Here is a 17,555-nt window from a genome sequence, read left to right on the forward strand (position 1 = left end):
ATTTAAAAATTGCCCGCTGCCCCCTGCTGTGTCCTGTTTCGCCATGTCCCAAACAAGTTTGACCATTATTCCACCCGGTCAGCCCGGCGATCGCCATCTGTTGATCTGTCAGCACCGGAGTTGTCGTGAGCGGGGTAGTGCTTTAGTCCTCCAAGCTTTTCAGCGGGCATCCCTACCACCACGGGTCTTGGCGATCGCCAGTCCCTGCCAAGGCCAATGCCACTTGGGTGTGACCGTGCGCCTGGTACCCACAGAGGTGTGGTATTGCCAGGTAACTCCTGCCGATGTGCCCCATATTTGTGCCGCACTCCACCAAGGCGATCCCCTAGGGCATCGAAATATCGCTAACCCCGTGCGAGCAAAACTTAACCCCAGAATTCATCCCCCAGGGTCGTTGATTTAAGAGGTAACGGCTTCCTGGGCGTTTTTTTGACGATGTTGCACCTCCAAATAAACCAGCAACGCATTAATATCTGCCGGGTTGACGCCACCGATGCGTGTGGCCTGACCAATGGTGAGGGGGCGCACCTTATTTAATTTTTCCCGGGCTTCCATCGACAGGGTTTCCACCGTCAAGTAATCCAAACCTTCCGGCAACTTCCGATTCGCATGGCGGCTAATTTGGTCAATTTGGTTTTGTTGCCGCTTGATATAGCCAGAATATTTAATATCAATTTCTGCCCCTGCTTGCTCTGCCTGGGTGAGCGCCTCATTCCCCAAGCCATAACTGGCGAGATCGGCATAGTGAAACTTGGGTCGCCGCAATAAATCCGCTAAGGTCACAGAACTTTTGATTTTCTGGCCCGTATCCGCCGCAATTTTCTGACCCAAGGGATCCAATTCTTTGACCCGCTCCGTGTGGAGTCGTTCTTTTTCGGCAGCAATATTTTCCTGCTTCGTTTGGTACAAAGCCCAACGGCGATCGCCAATTAAACCAATTTCCCGGCCCAGGGGTGTTAACCGCTGATCGGCATTATCAGAACGGAGAATCAAGCGATATTCCGAACGGGAAGTCAACATCCGGTAGGGTTCCCGCAAATCCTTTGTACACAGATCATCAATCAAAGTGCCTAGATAGCTTTGTTCCCGGGGGAAAACAACCATCTCCTGACCCTGGGCAAATTTCGCCGCGTTGATGCCTGCCACGATTCCTTGGGCTGCTGCTTCTTCGTAGCCCGTGGTGCCATTGATTTGTCCCGCTGAAAATAAACCTTCGACCCGCTTGGTCATCAGGGTGGGGTAACACTGGGTTGCGGGTAAGTAGTCATATTCCACCGCATAGGCTGGGCGGAGCATCACACAATCTTCCATCCCCGGCAGACTTTGGAGCATTTGTAACTGGAGACTTTCGGGCAGTCCCGTCGAAAAACCTTGGATATAAAGCTCTGGAATCGTGCGCCCTTCCGGTTCAATAAAAATTTGGTGGGAGTCTTTATCGGCAAACCGGACAATTTTGTCTTCAATGCTCGGACAATAACGGGGGCCTTTGGAATCAATAAAGCCACCATAGATGGGAGACAGGTGCAGATTATCTTTAATCAATTGATGGGTCTTTGGGGTTGTTCGAGTCAGGTAACAGGGCATTTGTTCACGCTCTACCCAGGCTTCAGGATCAAAGCTGAACCACCGTACCTCTTCGTCCGCCGGTTGAATTTCCATTTTGCTGTAATCGACCGAACGGCGATCCACCCGGGCGGGGGTGCCTGTTTTTAAGCGCCCCGTCTCAAACCCTAACTCGTTCAAGGTTTCCGTCATGCCCACTGCGGCAAATTCTCCGGCCCGGCCCGCAGGCATCGATTTGTTCCCAATCCAGATCGTGCCCCCAAGGAAAGTCCCCGTTGTTAGGACAACAGCCTTGGCCCCAAAACAAGTCCCAAAATAGGTTTGAATCCCACAAATTTCATCGTTGTCGCCTAACACAAGATCCGTCGCCATCCCCTCGCGAATCACAAGATTATCTTGGTTTTCAACGATATTTTTCATCACTGCAGCGTACTCGCGTTTATCGGTTTGGGCGCGCAAGGCCCAGACGGCTGGCCCCCGGGACGCATTGAGCACCCGCTTTTGGAGATAGGTGCGGTCTGCCATCTTGCCAATTTCTCCCCCAAGGGCATCCACTTCGTGGGTTAGCTGGGATTTTGCGGGGCCGCCCACGGCAGGGTTACAGGGTTGCCAGGCGATTTTGTCGAGGTTGAGAGTCAACATCAGCGTGCGGCAGCCTAAACGGGCCGAGGCCAAGGCCGCTTCACAACCGGAATGGCCAGCACCAATGACAATGACATCAAACTCATCTTGAAAATCAACGGGGGTTCGCAGCATTGTTTTGTTTTGGGGAATGATGGGTTAGGACTAGGGATTCAATATTCTATCAAGGCGAGGCAGATTGTTCGCTGGGCAAAATGTGAGTTTAGCCCCTGAAATTTTGAGGATATTTTTGGGTTTGATCGGGATTGTTTTCTACATTTCGTAGCCAAATTTGTTGGGATCAACGGCGGTTAAATCGATATCAGCGAGGCCATATTCTGCCCAACGGCGATCGCACCTTTCGGCAATCTTAGGATCGGACTCAAGGACTTCACCCCACTCGTGGTCAGTTTCGGGGGGAATTTTTGTCGTCGCATCAATGCCCATGCGGCCGCCCATACCGATTTTTTCGCTGGCAAAATCGAGGGTATCGAAGGGGGTATCCGGCAGGATAAACACATCCCGCACGGGATCAACTTTAGAACTGATCGCCCAGACAACTTGACGGGGATCGCGGATATTTACATCCTTATCCACCACAATCACAAATTTCGTATAGGTAAATTGGGGCAGGGCACTCCAGAAAGCGAGGGCAGCGCGACGGGCTTGGCCAGGATAGGCTTTGTCGATGGAAATAATCGCGGCCTTGTAACTGAGGGCCTCCATCGGCAGGAAAAAATCGACAATCTCGGAAACTTGTTGCCGCAGGATCGGCGTATAAATCCGGTTCAAGGCGATCGCCATCATCGCTTCTTCCTTGGGAGGGCGACCGCTAAAGGTAGCCAGATAAATCGGATCCTTGCGGTGGGTCAGGCAATGGAAGCGCACCAGGGGAGAATCCTCGACGCCGCCGTAATAGCCCATGTGATCGCCAAACGGCCCATCGGGGAGCATTTCGCCGGGGGTGATCGTCCCTTCGAGGATAAATTCGGCATCGGCAGGGACTTCGAGATCAACGGTTTTACATTTGGTCAATGCCACCCCAGAACCGCCATATAGCCCTGCAAACAGCCACTCTGACAAGTCCACCGGAATCGGTGTTGCTGCCGCCATGATTAAGATTGGATCGATACCGATGGCGATCGCCACCTCTAATTTTTTGCCATTTTCTGCCGCCTTGCGCAGGTGACGCGCGCCCCCCCGCACCGAGAGCCAATGCACCGTCATCGTATTTTTTGATTGCAATTGCAGGCGATAAACCCCCACATTGGGCACACCCGTTTCACAGTCTTTTGTAATCACCAAGCCGAGGGTAATATTTTTCCCCGCATCCTTCGGGTAGGGCCGCAACATCGGGATCAAACCCAAATCCAGTTCTTCCTGCTCAACAACAACCTGCTGACAAGGAGGGAAAAAACTCCCACCGGGTTTTGCCTTCAGGACATCAAACAGCACCTTGCCAAAATCAATCGCCTGGGAAATCTTTTTCGGGGGCTTCGGCTGTTGGAGCATCGCCAATTTTCGGCCTAGATCTTCTAATTCTTCGGGCTTTTCCATTTTCATCGCCCAACAGATGCGTTCCACTGTCCCCAGCAGATTTACCACCACCGGAACGGAAGTTCCCCGCACATTCTCAAATAACAACGCCGGGCCACCGACCTGAAGCATCCGGTTTGCAATCTCGGCAATCTCTAGATCCGCATCCACCAGAGCCTTAATGCGGCGCAGCTGCCCCCGTTCTTCTACCAGTTTGATAAATGCGCGTAAATCCCGTGCCATGTCTGCCGTCTGAGTTATATGAGTACGTTCTATAGCTTAACGGGTTTATTCAGGGAACAGGGATCAGATATCAGCGATTAAAGGCTCCATAGCATCTAGCACTTAGTGCTATACTCAACCAAGGGGAACGCTATGATTATTTATCAAACACGTACATTTTGGCGTTGGGCAAAAAAGCAAAATATCGCGGATCAAAATCTTTGTCGGGCGGTACAAGAAATTTTATCGGGTCTGCATGATGGAGATTTAGGCAGTGGCTTAATCAAGAAAAGGGTGGCTCGTCCAGGCCAGGGCAAACGCGGTGGTTTTCGCACATTGCTGGCCATTAATCAGGGTGATCGCTGTTTCTTTATCTATGGTTTTTCTAAAAGTGAACGGAGTAATATCGATGAGCGAGAGAAAGAAGCTTTAAAAAAATTGGCTCGGTTCTATCTATCACTGCCTAAACAAGATTTAAAAATAGCCCAGGATGCAGGTGAATTAGTTGAGGTAATTTGTAATGAAACAATCTAAACTTCTTGAAGCGATCCATGAAACCGTTGATGGTTTGCATCAAGCAGGAGTGATGGATCAAATGACGTTACGAGAATTTGAACAGCTTTGTTTGCCTCCAGTGCCGTCATTAAATCCCGAAGAAATCAAAGAAATCCGAGAAACTTGTCAAGTCAGTCAAGCTGTATTCGCTGCGCTGCTAAATATTAGTGTTTCTACTGTACAAAAGTGGGAAATTGGCAAAAAAAAGCCGAGTGGAATGGCATTAAAGCTACTCCATTTGGTCAAGAAGAATGGCTTGGAAGTTGTTCTATTTTGATGTGGGTTTTTTGAAGAAAATCCCTCAGTCTATTTTGTACAGATAGCACCTTGAGAAACTAGGGGCGATCGCCTCTAAAAAGAGGATTCTAAATTAGATCATTTTTAGCCAATGAAAAATCTGATCGACACTGAGCTTGATATCTAACTCTGGTAAGACAGGAACCTCTTGATCCCCTTGGAATAAGATGGGTTGTTGCTGGGGTTCTAAAAACAAAATACTAAGATCATCTGGGTCAATAAACCATCCCAAACGACTGCCATGTTCCAGGCAATAGAGAATATTACCAAGAACCTTATTCGCTCTTTGGTCTGGGGAAAGAATTTCAATCGTCCAATCTGGTGCTAGATCAAAATTATCGGGAACGCTGCCAGTTGCGGTAAAGGGAATTCGATCCCACCGAAAAACTGCAATATCAGGCACGATGGAGCGTGTACCAAAGCTGCATCTTAATTCAGGGAAAGCATAGGCAACTTTTTGGTCTTCTGTGATCTGATTAATCACAGCACAAAGCTTTCCTTGTAAACGACTATGCCTTCCTTTTGGCATCGGCTTCTGAACGACTTCTCCATCAATATATTCGCTGGCAGGTGTTGTTTCTGGTTGCTGTAAAAAAGCTTGGAGGGTTAGTCTTTGGGCGAGGGTGTCTACCATACCAAGCACCTTGATTCGTTGATGATGTTTCTTTAATCCTACTCAATTCTGCAGATGTTGCTTTTGACTTCAAGCATTTGAATTGACTAAGACCACAAAGCACGCCAAACAAATTGCGGTAACGCCAACATCCGTCGCCAGCGCCAGGGTTCCTGATAAAGACGATAAAGCCACTCTAAATGGAGTTTTTGCCAAAGTTTTGGTGCCCGCTGTTTTACCCCAGCCCACACATCAAAACTTCCCCCTAGACCAATCCAAGTGCTGTGGGGACAGAGGTGACGATGCTCTTCGATCCAAAATTCCTGTTTCGGGACACCGAGGCAAGTGAAAATAAGTTGGGGTTGTAACTGTTTAAGTTGACTTTGCCAGTCCGCTGCCATTTCTGGGGTGAGATAGCCGTGCTGGGTCGTGATATCTAAATCAGGATAACGTTTGAGCCAATTTTCCTTTGCTTGGTCGGCAATCCCAGGGGAGCCACCAAAAAAGACGACGCGCCAATCATGGGCCGCAGCCTGGGCTAACAGTTGTTCTGCGAGTTCGATGCCGGGTACTCGGTGTTGTTTTTTACCCTTGAGCTTGAGGTAGAGGACGATCCCTGCGCCGTCGGGAATAATCAAATCTGCCTGCTTAATCACCTTGGCGATCGCCTTACTTTTTTCCGTCATCATCGCAATTTCGGCGTTGAGGGTGACCACGTGCGTTCCCTGATGGTGCTGGATCCGCTCAGTCAGCCATTGGCAATAGTTGGGGTGTAGATGTACCAACACCTGAAATACAGGGACACTCGGCAGAAAAGATTCAGCAGTCAACATAGACGAACGTCAACACCTTAGTGAAATAGACAAAAAATTAGGCGTCAAGATATAGCATCCACTCTAGCAGGCTATTGATCGCGCTTGTCTAAAGTTCTCAGGAAGATTTGGCGATCGCCACTGATAAAACACTTTGCCTGGGCAGTTAGACGCTAAAATTCTAACTCAACCTCTGTTTTGTCCCCCGTCCGGCGCTGATGGTACACATCAAGCAAATCGAGCTTTCCCACTTCAAATCCTTCGGTGGTACCGTCGCCGTGCCCCTACGTCCTGGTTTTACGGTGGTTTCTGGGCCAAATGGTTCGGGAAAATCGAATATCCTCGACGGCATTTTGTTTTGCTTGGGCCTCGCCAGTTCCAAGGGGATGCGAGCCGAACGATTACCAGACTTAATCAATCACAAACACAGCCAAGGGAAAGGTGCTGCCGAAACGGTGGTGTCGGTCACCTTTGACCTCAGTGATCTCGCCCAGCAATATCAAACGGAAGCCACAGAAGCCTCGGAATTAAAGGAATTTTTAGCGCAATTCCAGAGCCACGATTGGACGGTGACGCGCAAACTCCGGGTTACCAAAAGCGGCAGTTATGCCTCGACCTATTACATTAATGACCAGCCCTGTACCGCCACGGAACTCCACGAACAACTGAATCGCCTGCGTATTTACCCCGAAGGCTATAACGTCGTGCTCCAGGGGGATGTGACGCGGATCATTACGATGAACGGGCGGGAGCGGCGGGAAATCATCGATGAACTGGCGGGGGTCGCAGAATTTGACCGCAAAATTACCCAGACCAGAGAAACCCTCAATGCAGTCAAAGAACGGGAAGAAAAATGCCATATTATTCGCCAGGAGCTAGAACGCAATTTAGAAAAGCTGGCCGACGATCGCCTCAAGGCCGAACAATACCAACGGCTTAAAATTGACCTGGCCCGCCAGCAGCAGGAAGAAGTTCTTTTAACGTGGCGATCGCTCCAACTCCAGGAGGAAAAACTGCAACGGGATCTCGCCAGCAGCGCCCAGGAACGCACCCAGTTAACTCAAAATTTGAACGCTTTGGATGGGGAAATTTTTCAGACTGGCCAAACCCTAGAAAGTTTAAACGCGAAAGTAAAAGCCCTTGGGGAAGATGAACAACTTTCGGTTGCGTCCAAACTCGCCACCCAAAAGGCAAAACGGCACCAATGGGGCCAACGGCAAACGGAATTAGAGGAAGACCAACGGCGATCGCTCCAGCTCCACCGCCAACTTTTAGCAACGGTGCAGGTCAACCAACAACAACTCCTACGCCTCGAAGAAGAAAAACTCACCCTCCAGGAAGAAACCCTCCCCCAGCACCAGGCCGCCCAAGCCGCCGCCGCAAAGATCCTCCAAGACAGTCGCCACCGGGCCGATGAGTTAGCCAGTTCTTCGGAAGCTTGGGTACAAGAACAAGCCGCGATCGCCAAGGATATCCAAGGCATCCAAGACCAGCTCAATCCCCGACGCACCGAACAAGCCCTCCTGCAAGAACGCCTTAGCCAGCTTCAACAAACGATTACCAGCCAAACTGAGCAAATTACCCAACTCAGCGCCGATATTACTCAACAGGAAACGGAATTAGCCACGGCCCAAACGGAAATTACCCGTCAGCAGGAAACCATCCAAACCCTTGCGACACAATTCGCCCAACTGGAAGAAAGTCGCAAACTCGACCAGGAAACGGGCGATCGCCTCCAGCGAGAACAACGGCACAAACAACGGCAACTCGATCAGCTCGAAGCCCGTTCCCAGGCTCAACAGGAAGCCCAGGGCACCTACGCGACGAAGGTGATTTTGAACGCCAATTTACCCGGTGTCCACGGCTTAGTTGCCCAACTGGGTCAAGTGGAAAAAAATTACCAGCGAGCCTTAGAAATTGCCGCTGGGGGTCGCCTCGGTTATCTCGTCGTCGAAGATGACGAAACAGCGGCGACGGGGATCAAGCTCCTGAAAAATCAGCGGGCAGGCCGTGCCACGTTCTTGCCCCTGAATAAAATCCGCCCTCCGAAATTACAAACCAATGCCATCCCTCGCTATGCCCAGGGTTTTGTTGATTTTGCCGTTAACCTGATCCAATGCGATCGCCGTTATCTAGATATTTTTCGCTACGTTTTTGGCAATACCGCCGTCTTTGAAAATCTCGATTTCGCCCGGAATTTTATGGGGCAAACCCGCATCGTTACCCTCGACGGGGAGCTTCTCGAAACCACAGGGGCGATGACTGGGGGCAGTCTTGCCCAAAAATCAACCCTCCATTTCGGCAGTATGGCCACGGGGGATTCAGCGGAAATCGTTGCCCTGCGGGAACGACTCGAAGAAATTGAGCACCTGTTGCGCTACACCGAAAATGCCCTCCTCGACAAGGGCGATCGCCTCCAGGATCTCAGCCAACAACTAACCCAAGCCCGCCAACGGGAACGGGAAGCCCAACTGCACCAGGCACAACTCACGAAATCCCTCGAAAAATTACGCCCCCAACTTGCCCAAACCCAACAACAGCAACAGCAGTCTCAAAACGAATTGGCGATCGCCGAAACCCACCTCGAAGATCTCACCCAGACAATTCCGCAACTCGAACAACAATTAGCGGCTCAACAACAACATCTAGCCCGGCTCGAAGCCCAGCAAACCCACCGGGAGTGGCAAGAAATCCAACAGGAAATCAAAGCCCAGGAAGTCACCCTCCAAGCGGCTGCCCAGACCCTCAACAGCACCCAACAAACGATCCAAGACCGCAACGCCCAGCTAATTCGTCTCAGTGAAAAATTAACCAACGACGAACAACGACTCCAGGAAACCCAAACCCAACTAGAAGATCTCCAAGGCCAAATCGCTGTTATCCAAACCCAACTCGATCAAATTGATACGGAAATCCAAACCACTGAAACCCTGCTGGCGGAACTCTCTGCCCAGATGGGCGATGTAAAAAACAACGGGATCAGGCGGAAATTCAGCTCAAAAATCTCCAAAAACAGCACCAAGACAGTCAATGGCGTCTGGAAAAACTCCAAACTCAGCAACAGGAACGGGCGCAACAGCTCGAAAAACTGCAACAACACCTCCAAGCCCAAGAAGCCGAACTGCCGCCAGATCTTGATCCCGCCCATCTGATCCTGGAAGTAGTACCCGAAAAACTCGACCAAGCCCTCCAGGAGATCACAGAACAGATTGAGAAACTGCAGCGGGCCAGCCGTCGCACCCAAAAGAAAATCGAAGATCTCGAACCCGTGAATATGCTCGCCCTTAAGGAATATGAACAAACCCAAATTCGTCTGGGGGAGCTATCTGAAAAATTATCCACCCTCGAACAAGAACGCCTCGAAGTCTTGGCCCGCATTGAACGCTTTACCACGCGCCGCTTCCAGGAATTTAAAAAAGCCTTTGACGCCGTTAACGAAAATTTCCAAAAAATCTTTGCCACTCTTTCCGACGGTGATGGCTACTTACAACTTGATGACCCAACGGATCCCTTTGCGGGGGGCTTGAATTTGGTGGCTCACCCCAAAGGCAAACCAGTACAACGGCTCAGTTCCATGTCCGGGGGGGAAAAATCCCTCACGGCCCTATCGTTTATTTTTTCGCTTCAACGTTATCGTCCCTCTCCCTTCTATGCCTTCGATGAGGTGGATATGTTTTTGGATGGGGCGAATGTGGAGCGTCTTTCCAAGATGATTAAGCAGCAGGCGGCCCAGGCGCAATTTTTGGTGGTCAGTCTACGGCGGCCGATGATCGAAGCTTCCCAGCGCACCATTGGTGTCACCCAGGCCCGGGGTGCCTATACCCAGGTTTTAGGGATTCAATTGTGATGCTTTTTGAGAACTTTGTCAGGGATATTTTTAGGGCTCATTTAATAGACAATCACCCATCGCTAGAAGGTAAAAATCAAGAAATCTGGATTGCGGAATAGGTATTTAAACTTAGTTGGTGAAATAAGTCTATCTTTAGCTAGTTGCGCTTTTTGGAATATTGATAAATGTTTTCTTTGGTTTCGGTCTGTAACGATTTTCGCTGAAAACCAGAAGAAACGTTGTTATTCTACCCAAAACAGACAAAAAATCGATCCCCTGAGGAATCGACCCGAACGAAACAAGTTGAAAAGAATTTTAGTAGTTTATTATGTTGGGATCTATATATATCAGGTGATCCCTTGTTATATTTTCTGTAAAAGATTATGCCTGATGATTGCCAATCTCAACAGATTCGTAACATTTTTTTTATATTTATCGAGGTTTACTTTTGTGGCCTTTTGTAAAGGTTTGTTTCATGTCATCAAAGGAGGCCCCAAGAAATTTTGAAATCCAGACTTCGATATTCCGCACTGGGTTTTGGCGTGTCGCCACGAGGGGATCAATCATCGGCTCCACCAAAATCGTAAATAAACCCAGGCGATTGCCAGCGAGGACATCTGTAAAAAGGCGATCGCCAACCATCGCCACTTCTTGGGGACGCAGATCCATGGCATCCATCGCTTTACGGAGCTTTTTCCGAGATGGTTTTTTTGCCCCGAACAAATAAGGTAACTCTAGGGACTCAGCAATCCGCCCAATCCGTTTTTGGCTGAGGTTATTACTCACGAGCCAAATATCCGCCACCCGTCTGACTTGGGTCACCCACTCCAGCACATCATCTGAGGCATAGCTCTGGCGCATCGAGACCAACGTGTCATCCACATCGAGGATCAAACCCTTTAAACGGTGATGACGGATAATCTCTGGACTGAGATGCAAGATGGTTTTCCCTAAAATTAAGTTTGGCTCCAGTAAATTGGAATTAAATAGCGCCATAACACCTCAGTTGCTGTTGATTTCCAAGCTTTTATTTTAGCGGCTCACTTCCCGGTTTTCGGCTCTGGATCATCTGCAAACTTCCGCCTGCATACTGTTCCTGTTTATGGATTTCAAAGCCTGTGGCGGTGAGTTTTTCGGCTAAATCAGTTTTGATCAGCTGCCAGGCGGTCTCGGTCTCAAAGAGAAACATAAACGTATAGAGACTGGGAACGAAAAAAGGGTTGGTCGGCTGGTGTAAATCGATAAAGGTAAAAATGCCGCCGGGCTTAAGAACACGGTACACTTCCTGGAAAATTTGGCTCAGTTGCGTCGGGGTCATTTCATGGAGGGCGGCACTGGTATGAACCAGGTCAAACTGCTGATCCGGCAGGGGCATTTTTTCGGCAGGGGCAACGACGTAATTCGCCTGGGGGACATTTTTTTCGCCCGTTCAATGGCGAGGGGGGAAATATCAAGCCCGGTGACGTCGTCGCTATATTGGGTGAGAAATTGGGTGGTTTGGCCAGCACCGCAACATAAATCGAGGATTTTTAGGTTTTTGTCTCCGGTTAAGCCCTGGAGAGCAAGGTTCCGAAAACGGGTCTCACCACCGACAGTTAGGGCCGCGAGGCGGGAAATGGTGTCGTAAAGCCATTGATAACGGTAGCTGAGAGTCCGGAGAAAGGTAGCCATGGCGATCGCCTCGGAAAAATATCGTCAAAAAATGCACAGTCCAGAACATAAGCTAACAAAGAATCCCCGACGCTGCCGCGCTATTGCTGGATGCCTCCCTGGTGATAGAGGGCTGTGATTTCTCGCAAAAAGTTAAGGCTCTGGGGGCCAGTCATCGAAACGGGCGAAAAGGTCTCTGAATGGGAATATTTCAGGATAATCTGCCGCACTTCGTCCTGATTATTCAGTTGCAACACCTTCATCGACCAGATCCCAAAGTCGCGCTGGTCAATTTCTGAAAACTCGATTAATTCGGCGTTGGTGTGGCGCGAATCTAGCAAAATGCGATTGTAAGTTTCACTAATGGCCCGCCGACTCCCTTCCAAAATTTGTAAAAACATCAAATCGCCAAAGGCTAACATCCCCGTAATTCCAGCTCGACGATTGTTAAACTCCGATTTCTGCAAAATTTCGATGAGATCGCGGTACTCTAGCTCGGCGATCGCCTGGCTAACGTAGATAAGTCGATAAAGCGCCATGGTTTTGTGTTTCCACCCCGAAATAACGTGTATAAGACTACCAAAAAAAATTCATCTCCGGCGGTGATCAAGAAGGCGATCGCCTGGCTTCTCCCCCAAGCTCAAGGACGACTCTTGGGGAAATTGCAACCCCTGGAATTGAATAAAGCAAGGTTGATGGGGCAAAATCAGTATTGGTTTAGTTGTGTAGTTGAGATTTACCGTGACTATTTGGGAACTTGATTTTTATTCGCGCCCGCTTTTGGATGACAACGACAAAAAACTGTGGGAAATTCTCATCTGCGAAACTCCCACCCGCATCCAGCAGGATCCGACGACCCTTTTCCGTTACAGTGAATTTTGCAGCAACACCGATGTAAATTCGATCACCCTCAAGACAGCCATCGAAAAGGCGATCGCCACCTCCGGCCAAAGCCCCACCAAGATCCGCTTCTTTCGCCGCCAGATGAATAACATGATCACCAAAGGTTGCGAAGATGCAGGCATTCCCGCCGCCCCCTCCCGTCGCACCTATACCCTAATGACCTGGATCACCCAGCGGGAACAGGAAGTCTATCCCCAGGAAGCCAACTACGACGAGAAATCCGCCAAATCTAGCTCCGTCCAATATCCCGCCCTTAATGCGATCGCCCTTCCCGATGCCGTCCGGGGAGATAAAGGAGACAAATGGGCGATCGTTTCCCTCGAAGCTAGTGCCTTCAGTGATTTTGACGAATGGGACATTGCCTTTGGCGAACCCTTTCCCCTGACCCACCTCGACCCCACGACAAAGATCCCCGGTCTTTTGATTTTTTCTCCTCGGGCTGTCCCCCTCGCTGGTTGGATGTCTGGCCTCGAACTCGGATTTCTCCATCTCCAAAAAAATCCCCGCAGTAGCCTCGTCCTCGAAACAGGGGTGAGCGACAGTTGGATCGTCGCCGACCTACCCAACGCCCAAACCCTCAAAGAAGCAGAATCATTTGAAGCCGCCAAAAAAGCCGCAGCAGGAATTCATTTCCTTGCTATCCAAAAAAGCCCCGACGAAGAACAATTTGCCGGGTTTTGGATGCTCCAGGCATAATCCTTAAAATTCTTCCTTAGAAAAACAAACTTTCCCTAGAAAGCGTTCTCTAATGGGCATCAGCCTTTAATTCCTCAACCAAGCGACTCAGGTGATCCACATCCGCATGGTACACCTCGTTGCAGAAATTGCAGGTGGCCTCTGCCCCACCATCTTTTTCGATCATATCCAGCAACTCATCCTGGCCCAACATCTTCAGGGCACCCATCATCCGCTCAAAGGTACAGCCGCAGTCAAAGCGCACCATTTGTGTCTCTGGGAAAATGTTGAGATCTTCATCGCCGAGGAGATCCTGGAAAATATCATGGAGAGACTTGCCCTGCTGCAATAGCGGCGTAAAGCCCGATAATTGTCCCAGCCGACTTTCTAGTTTGGCCACTAAGCTCTCGTCACGGGCCGCTTTCGGTAGGATCTGCAGCAAAATTCCCCCAGCGGCGGTTACCCCCTCTGCACCGACAAAGACTCCCACTAACAACGCCGAAGGGGTTTGTTCCGAGGTTGCTAAATAATGGGTAACATCATCGCCAATCTCCCCAGAAACCAACTCTACCGTACTGGAGTAAGGGTAGCCCCGACCAAAATCTTTCACCGCATAAAGAAATCCTTTGCCCACAGCGCCGCCCACGTCTAACTTTCCCTTCGCGTTCGGAGGCAACTCCACGCCTGGATTTTGTACATAGCCCCGCACGGTGCCATCTGGGCCAGCATCCACCAATAATCCCCCCAGGGGGCCATCGCCTTTGATGCGCAGATTGAGGCGGGCTTCCTGTTTTTTCATACTTGAAGAAATCAACAGGGCCGAAGCCATGGTGCGACCTAGGGCAGCCGTCGCCACATAGGATAATTTATGGCGTTGTCGGGCTTCCTCAGTGAGATTTGTGGAAATAACGCCCACTACCCGAATGCCATTGTCTGCTGCGGTACCGCGAATGAGTTGATCTGCCATAGGTCTAGGAAAAGTGAATTTTTGTAAATTCTATTATGGCAACTTCTCCGTCACAAAATCGTGGTGGGTACCGGAGATTCTCGTTTTAGATTTAGGCCAGATTATTTCGCAATGCGGGTGGCAAAATTCTCTGCGCGGGTCGGAGAAAGGGCACGGGCCTTGAGGATTGCCGCAGCAAGAAAAGCATAGGAGAAAACCCCCACCACCGCCAACAGGATACTACTGAAAGAGCCGACAGTATTCCAAAGGGCATGGAGTAACGAGGAGGTAAGGCAACCAATAATCAGGATCTGCACAGACTTTGAAGGTTTGAGGACACTGAGACCGATGAAATAACCAAAATAACCGCTGTAGGCCATGTGCCCAGCAACGGAACCGAGGATTCTGGGAATGAGCAGTTGTAAACCGAGTAATTCCCCTGTGCCGGGATCGACTTGAAGGGAAACTTCGTTAATGATGTTGGGGACGTACTGACCGAGGGTTTCAATCAGGGTAAAACCGACGGCGGAGGCTGCTCCAAGCAAAATACCATCGAGGGGTTCGGTGACACCAATTTTTTCGCGACGTTTCGGGCCAAACAGGTTGCCGATGCCCATGGCGACGAAAATAGGAATTGCCTTCAAAATTTCTTCCATCAGGCCAGCACCAAAAAACATGCCGACGAAGAGTCGACCCACGCCATCAGCGTCACTGATATTGCCCGGCAGAATGACTCGAAATACAAAAATGAATAAGTCAACAACCGGGGTAACTAACATGAGGGCTGTAAGGAAGCCGGAACCAAGTATAACGATCCAAGCTTTACGCTTACCACAGAGTTGATAAATGTAGTAAAAAGCGGCCCCAGCAATATAGGTTCCCAGTAAAAAATTAAAGAGGCCAGGTGCGCCAATGGTGGCGAACATGAGGACGACAAAAATAACGGTGAGGATCCCCGGCACGAGATAGGCTTTGCTGGAGAGGTCTTTCCCGGTGGCGGCGATGGGAAAAAGTTGGGTCAGGGTGAGGTTGGAGTTGGGACTGACAATGGGGCCGGGGACAGGGATATGGGAACCGGGATCGAGGGGAGCCTGGGGATTGTGGCCTTGGCTCTGGAACTCGAAACTAAAGCTGGGGCCATTGTCTCCGAGGGTGAGGCGATCGCCTGCTTGCAGGATTCGTGAACCCTGTAACCGTTGACCATTGATAAAGGTGCCATTCGCACTGCCGAGATCAACGGCTTCCCAACCTTGACCCTGGGGACGAATCAGAACGTGGCGACGGGAAACAACGGTGTAAAGATTGGGGTTGAGGGCAATCTGGCAACTGGGTTCGCGGCCAATGAGAATTTCTTGACGATGATCAAGGGAAAAATCGGGCAGCAGTGGGGCTTGAACACCGCCAGTAGAAATTTGGCGCAAAATACCAGAAGCGTGCATCGTAATAATTTTTTTCTAAAACGCAAAAGGCGGAGGAGCGCCCCGCCTCAACTTTAGTTATAACGATAGATTGCCGGATCTTAAAGATATTTTTGTAAATTGATACGGGCTGTTGGATGCCTACTCTTGGTTGGCGCGGGTATCTTGGACGGCCCACAAAAAAGAGGCAATGGTCAGGGGAATACTGAGGGCCAGGATAATGGTGGTATTGGTCGCACCAAGATCGGGTTCGCCGGAACTGAGTTCAAACACGCAACCCACAGCGGCGATCGCAAAGACGCAGCATAGTAATAATAAAACACCACTTTTGGGGGTCATCGAAACCATGGTTTTATGCCTCAAAGATTTGGTTTAGGGGATTATAAAAAAGAGTGAGATAAGGGAAAAACAGAGGTTCCTTTGAATCTATTCAGCGAACAACCCCTGTTTTGATGCCAAATTCTAACGTAATTTATGCAGTGACTTTCGCTCGCTTATAGGCTTCGTCGAGAACTTCCGAGAGGGTCGGGTGGGCGTGGACGTTAAACGCCAATTCTTGGACGGGTTTTTTCTCGGCGATCGCATTGGCGGCCTCTTGGATCAGATCCGAAGCGTGGATCCCCATAATATGGACGCCCAACAATTCCCCGGTGTCCTTACGGTAGATAATCTTGGCGATGCCGTCGGTTTCTTTTTCAGCGAGGGCTTTAGAATTTCCCTTAAAATAGGTTTTAGCCGTGGCAATTTCAAAACCACCCGCAGCGGCGGCTTCCTTCGCTTGGGGTTCGCTCATCCCCACATAGCTAATTTCTGGGTGGGTAAACGCTGCTGCCGGAATCGCGGCATAGTCTACGGTCATGGCATTGCCGATCATATTTTCTACAGCCACAACCCCCTGACCAGAAGCGGCATGGGCCAGCATCATTTTTCCGGTGGCATCGCCCACAGCCCAGAGGTGGGGTACAGGTTGACCGTCTTTGATCACCTGCATTTTGTCATTTACCTCAATGAAGCCCCGGCGGTCTGTTTCTACACCAACGGCATCTAAGCCGAGGTTTTTTGTGGCGGGGACGCGTCCAGTGGCGACCAGACAAGCATCTACTTCGAGGTTTTCGACGACTTCTTTAGTTTTTGCGTCGGTGAGTTCGATCTTGACCGGAGAGCCAGGAATAACTTTCGTGGCAAAAACGCCGGTGTAGGTTTCGATGTCACGGCTATCAATTAAGGCGCGTTTTGCTAGTTTCGCAATCTCTGGGTCAAAGCCAGGCATCAGATCATCGAGGGCTTCGATCATCGTAATTTCGCAACCGAGGGCGGTGTAAACGTCGGAAAATTCGAGGCCGATGTAACCGCTCCCAATGATCGCCACCCACTGGGGCAGGGTTTCTAAACGGACTGCATCGTCGCTAGTGAAAACGGTTTTGCCATCGACTTGGATGCCGGGGGGGACAAAGGGTTTCGAGCCAGTGCAAATCATAATTTCTTTGGCGGTGATGTTTTTCACACCGTCTTCGCCAATGACACAGACTTTCTGGACGCCGTCAATTTTTCCCCAACCGCGAATAATATCGACATTCAAACGCTTGAGGCTATTGGTGAGATCGCTTTGGATTTTGTTTACCAAATCGGTAGCATGGGCGGCGATCGCCTCACGACTAAAATCAACCGCACCAACATTAATACCCATCTCGCTGAGGTGCTTCTGGTCGCGCATTTCCCGGACTTTTCCGGAGGCAGCCAACAGCGCTTTAGACGGAATACAACCACGATTGACGCAAGTCCCGCCCATGTCTGCGGCTTCAACAATGGCCGTTTTTAGACCACATTTCACGGCATGGAGCGCGGCACCGTGGCCACCGACCCCCGCGCCGATAATCACCAAATCATAATCAAACTGTGTTTCACTCATGAAGTT

15 protein-coding genes and 2 pseudogenes are annotated in these 17,555 nt (G+C 50.0%); 6 read left to right on the top strand and 11 right to left on the bottom strand.

Annotated features, from left to right (window positions below; genetic code table 11):
• Positions 1-43 precede the first annotated feature (43 nt).
• Positions 44-403, top strand: coding sequence for a (2Fe-2S) ferredoxin domain-containing protein (locus AACR41_RS13300; protein ID WP_045441518.1), 360 nt, complete (start codon positions 44-46; stop codon positions 401-403).
• Here the strand turns inward: AACR41_RS13300 and mnmG are convergent.
• Positions 400-2,319, bottom strand: a complete 1,920-nt coding sequence (gene mnmG / locus AACR41_RS13305) for a tRNA uridine-5-carboxymethylaminomethyl(34) synthesis enzyme MnmG (protein ID WP_030006228.1) — start codon at positions 2,317-2,319, stop codon at positions 400-402. The genes AACR41_RS13300 and mnmG overlap by 4 nt on opposite strands.
• Before the next feature lie 138 nt (positions 2,320-2,457).
• Positions 2,458-3,963, bottom strand: coding sequence for a UbiD family decarboxylase (locus tag AACR41_RS13310; protein WP_030006229.1), 1,506 nt, complete (start codon positions 3,961-3,963; stop codon positions 2,458-2,460).
• Between the two features lie 132 nt (positions 3,964-4,095).
• Here AACR41_RS13310 and AACR41_RS13315 point away from each other — a divergent pair, with 132 nt between their 5' ends.
• Both AACR41_RS13315 and AACR41_RS13320 read left to right on the top strand, forming a co-directional pair.
• The gene (locus AACR41_RS13315; RefSeq protein ID WP_030006230.1) at positions 4,096-4,476 is read left to right on the top strand and encodes a type II toxin-antitoxin system RelE/ParE family toxin; all 381 of its coding nucleotides are present in this window, start codon (positions 4,096-4,098) and stop codon (positions 4,474-4,476) included.
• Positions 4,463-4,774, top strand: a complete 312-nt coding sequence (locus AACR41_RS13320) for a helix-turn-helix domain-containing protein (protein ID WP_030006231.1) — start codon at positions 4,463-4,465, stop codon at positions 4,772-4,774. Before AACR41_RS13315 ends, AACR41_RS13320 begins: the two co-directional genes overlap by 14 nt.
• A 93-nt stretch (positions 4,775-4,867) precedes the next feature.
• On the opposite strand, the gene AACR41_RS13325 is transcribed toward AACR41_RS13320, so the two are convergent.
• Together AACR41_RS13325 and AACR41_RS13330 are read right to left on the bottom strand one after the other, a co-directional pair.
• Complete coding sequence (locus tag AACR41_RS13325; RefSeq protein ID WP_030006232.1) at positions 4,868-5,428, bottom strand: Uma2 family endonuclease; 561 nt, start codon at positions 5,426-5,428, stop codon at positions 4,868-4,870.
• 86 nt (positions 5,429-5,514) lie between these two features.
• Positions 5,515-6,240, bottom strand: coding sequence for a WecB/TagA/CpsF family glycosyltransferase (locus AACR41_RS13330; protein WP_030006233.1), 726 nt, complete (start codon positions 6,238-6,240; stop codon positions 5,515-5,517).
• A 197-nt stretch (positions 6,241-6,437) separates the two neighbouring features.
• Between AACR41_RS13330 and smc the strand changes: the two are divergent.
• A pseudogene (gene smc, locus AACR41_RS13335) lies at positions 6,438-10,066 on the top strand (chromosome segregation protein SMC).
• 414 nt (positions 10,067-10,480) lie between these two features.
• Here the strand turns inward: smc and AACR41_RS13345 are convergent.
• The 3 genes and pseudogenes from AACR41_RS13345 to AACR41_RS13355 all read right to left on the bottom strand — a co-directional run bounded on the left by AACR41_RS13345 (position 10,481) and on the right by AACR41_RS13355 (position 12,237).
• Positions 10,481-11,044 carry a YqeG family HAD IIIA-type phosphatase gene (locus tag AACR41_RS13345; RefSeq protein ID WP_012306742.1) on the bottom strand — a complete coding sequence of 188 codons (564 nt, stop codon included), beginning with the start codon at positions 11,042-11,044 and terminating at the stop codon, positions 10,481-10,483.
• A gap of 31 nt (positions 11,045-11,075) precedes the next feature.
• A pseudogene (locus AACR41_RS13350) lies at positions 11,076-11,719 on the bottom strand (class I SAM-dependent methyltransferase).
• Positions 11,720-11,799: 80 nt separating this feature from the next.
• Positions 11,800-12,237, bottom strand: a complete 438-nt coding sequence (locus AACR41_RS13355) for a BLUF domain-containing protein (protein ID WP_012306744.1) — start codon at positions 12,235-12,237, stop codon at positions 11,800-11,802.
• Positions 12,238-12,264: 27 nt separating this feature from the next.
• Here AACR41_RS13355 and AACR41_RS13360 point away from each other — a divergent pair, with 27 nt between their 5' ends.
• On the top strand, positions 12,265-12,459 hold the full coding sequence (locus tag AACR41_RS13360) for a hypothetical protein (RefSeq protein ID WP_152550968.1): 195 nt from the start codon (positions 12,265-12,267) through the stop codon (positions 12,457-12,459).
• The gene (locus tag AACR41_RS13365; RefSeq protein WP_030006234.1) at positions 12,440-13,297 is read left to right on the top strand and encodes a Tab2/Atab2 family RNA-binding protein; all 858 of its coding nucleotides are present in this window, start codon (positions 12,440-12,442) and stop codon (positions 13,295-13,297) included. Before AACR41_RS13360 ends, AACR41_RS13365 begins: the two co-directional genes overlap by 20 nt.
• Before the next feature lie 49 nt (positions 13,298-13,346).
• On the opposite strand, the gene hslO is transcribed toward AACR41_RS13365, so the two are convergent.
• The 4 genes from hslO to lpdA all read right to left on the bottom strand — a co-directional run bounded on the left by hslO (position 13,347) and on the right by lpdA (position 17,549).
• The gene (gene hslO / locus AACR41_RS13370; protein WP_012306746.1) at positions 13,347-14,243 is read right to left on the bottom strand and encodes an Hsp33 family molecular chaperone HslO; all 897 of its coding nucleotides are present in this window, start codon (positions 14,241-14,243) and stop codon (positions 13,347-13,349) included.
• A gap of 101 nt (positions 14,244-14,344) precedes the next feature.
• Positions 14,345-15,661, bottom strand: coding sequence for a PrsW family glutamic-type intramembrane protease (locus AACR41_RS13375; RefSeq protein WP_030006235.1), 1,317 nt, complete (start codon positions 15,659-15,661; stop codon positions 14,345-14,347).
• 120 nt (positions 15,662-15,781) lie between these two features.
• Complete coding sequence (locus AACR41_RS13380) at positions 15,782-15,979, bottom strand: hypothetical protein (protein WP_030006236.1); 198 nt, start codon at positions 15,977-15,979, stop codon at positions 15,782-15,784.
• A 133-nt stretch (positions 15,980-16,112) separates the two neighbouring features.
• Positions 16,113-17,549, bottom strand: coding sequence for a dihydrolipoyl dehydrogenase (lpdA, locus tag AACR41_RS13385; RefSeq protein ID WP_030006237.1), 1,437 nt, complete (start codon positions 17,547-17,549; stop codon positions 16,113-16,115).
• Between the last annotated feature and the right edge of the window lie 6 nt (positions 17,550-17,555).

Origin of the sequence: Picosynechococcus sp. NKBG042902 (assembly GCF_963864045.1) — a bacterium.
Lineage (GTDB): Bacteria > Cyanobacteriota > Cyanobacteriia > Cyanobacteriales > MRBY01 > MRBY01.

Coding starts and splice junctions, on each gene's coding strand:
- AACR41_RS13300 (WP_045441518.1), top strand. CDS start 44: ATGTCCCAAACAAGTTTGACCATTATTCCACCCGGTCAGCCCGGCGAT.
- mnmG (WP_030006228.1), bottom strand. CDS start 2,319: ATGCTGCGAACCCCCGTTGATTTTCAAGATGAGTTTGATGTCATTGTC.
- AACR41_RS13310 (WP_030006229.1), bottom strand. CDS start 3,963: ATGGCACGGGATTTACGCGCATTTATCAAACTGGTAGAAGAACGGGGG.
- AACR41_RS13315 (WP_030006230.1), top strand. CDS start 4,096: ATGATTATTTATCAAACACGTACATTTTGGCGTTGGGCAAAAAAGCAA.
- AACR41_RS13320 (WP_030006231.1), top strand. CDS start 4,463: ATGAAACAATCTAAACTTCTTGAAGCGATCCATGAAACCGTTGATGGT.
- AACR41_RS13325 (WP_030006232.1), bottom strand. CDS start 5,428: ATGGTAGACACCCTCGCCCAAAGACTAACCCTCCAAGCTTTTTTACAG.
- AACR41_RS13330 (WP_030006233.1), bottom strand. CDS start 6,240: ATGTTGACTGCTGAATCTTTTCTGCCGAGTGTCCCTGTATTTCAGGTG.
- AACR41_RS13345 (WP_012306742.1), bottom strand. CDS start 11,044: ATGGCGCTATTTAATTCCAATTTACTGGAGCCAAACTTAATTTTAGGG.
- AACR41_RS13355 (WP_012306744.1), bottom strand. CDS start 12,237: ATGGCGCTTTATCGACTTATCTACGTTAGCCAGGCGATCGCCGAGCTA.
- hslO (WP_012306746.1), bottom strand. CDS start 14,243: ATGGCAGATCAACTCATTCGCGGTACCGCAGCAGACAATGGCATTCGG.
- AACR41_RS13375 (WP_030006235.1), bottom strand. CDS start 15,661: ATGCACGCTTCTGGTATTTTGCGCCAAATTTCTACTGGCGGTGTTCAA.
- AACR41_RS13380 (WP_030006236.1), bottom strand. CDS start 15,979: ATGACCCCCAAAAGTGGTGTTTTATTATTACTATGCTGCGTCTTTGCG.
- lpdA (WP_030006237.1), bottom strand. CDS start 17,549: ATGAGTGAAACACAGTTTGATTATGATTTGGTGATTATCGGCGCGGGG.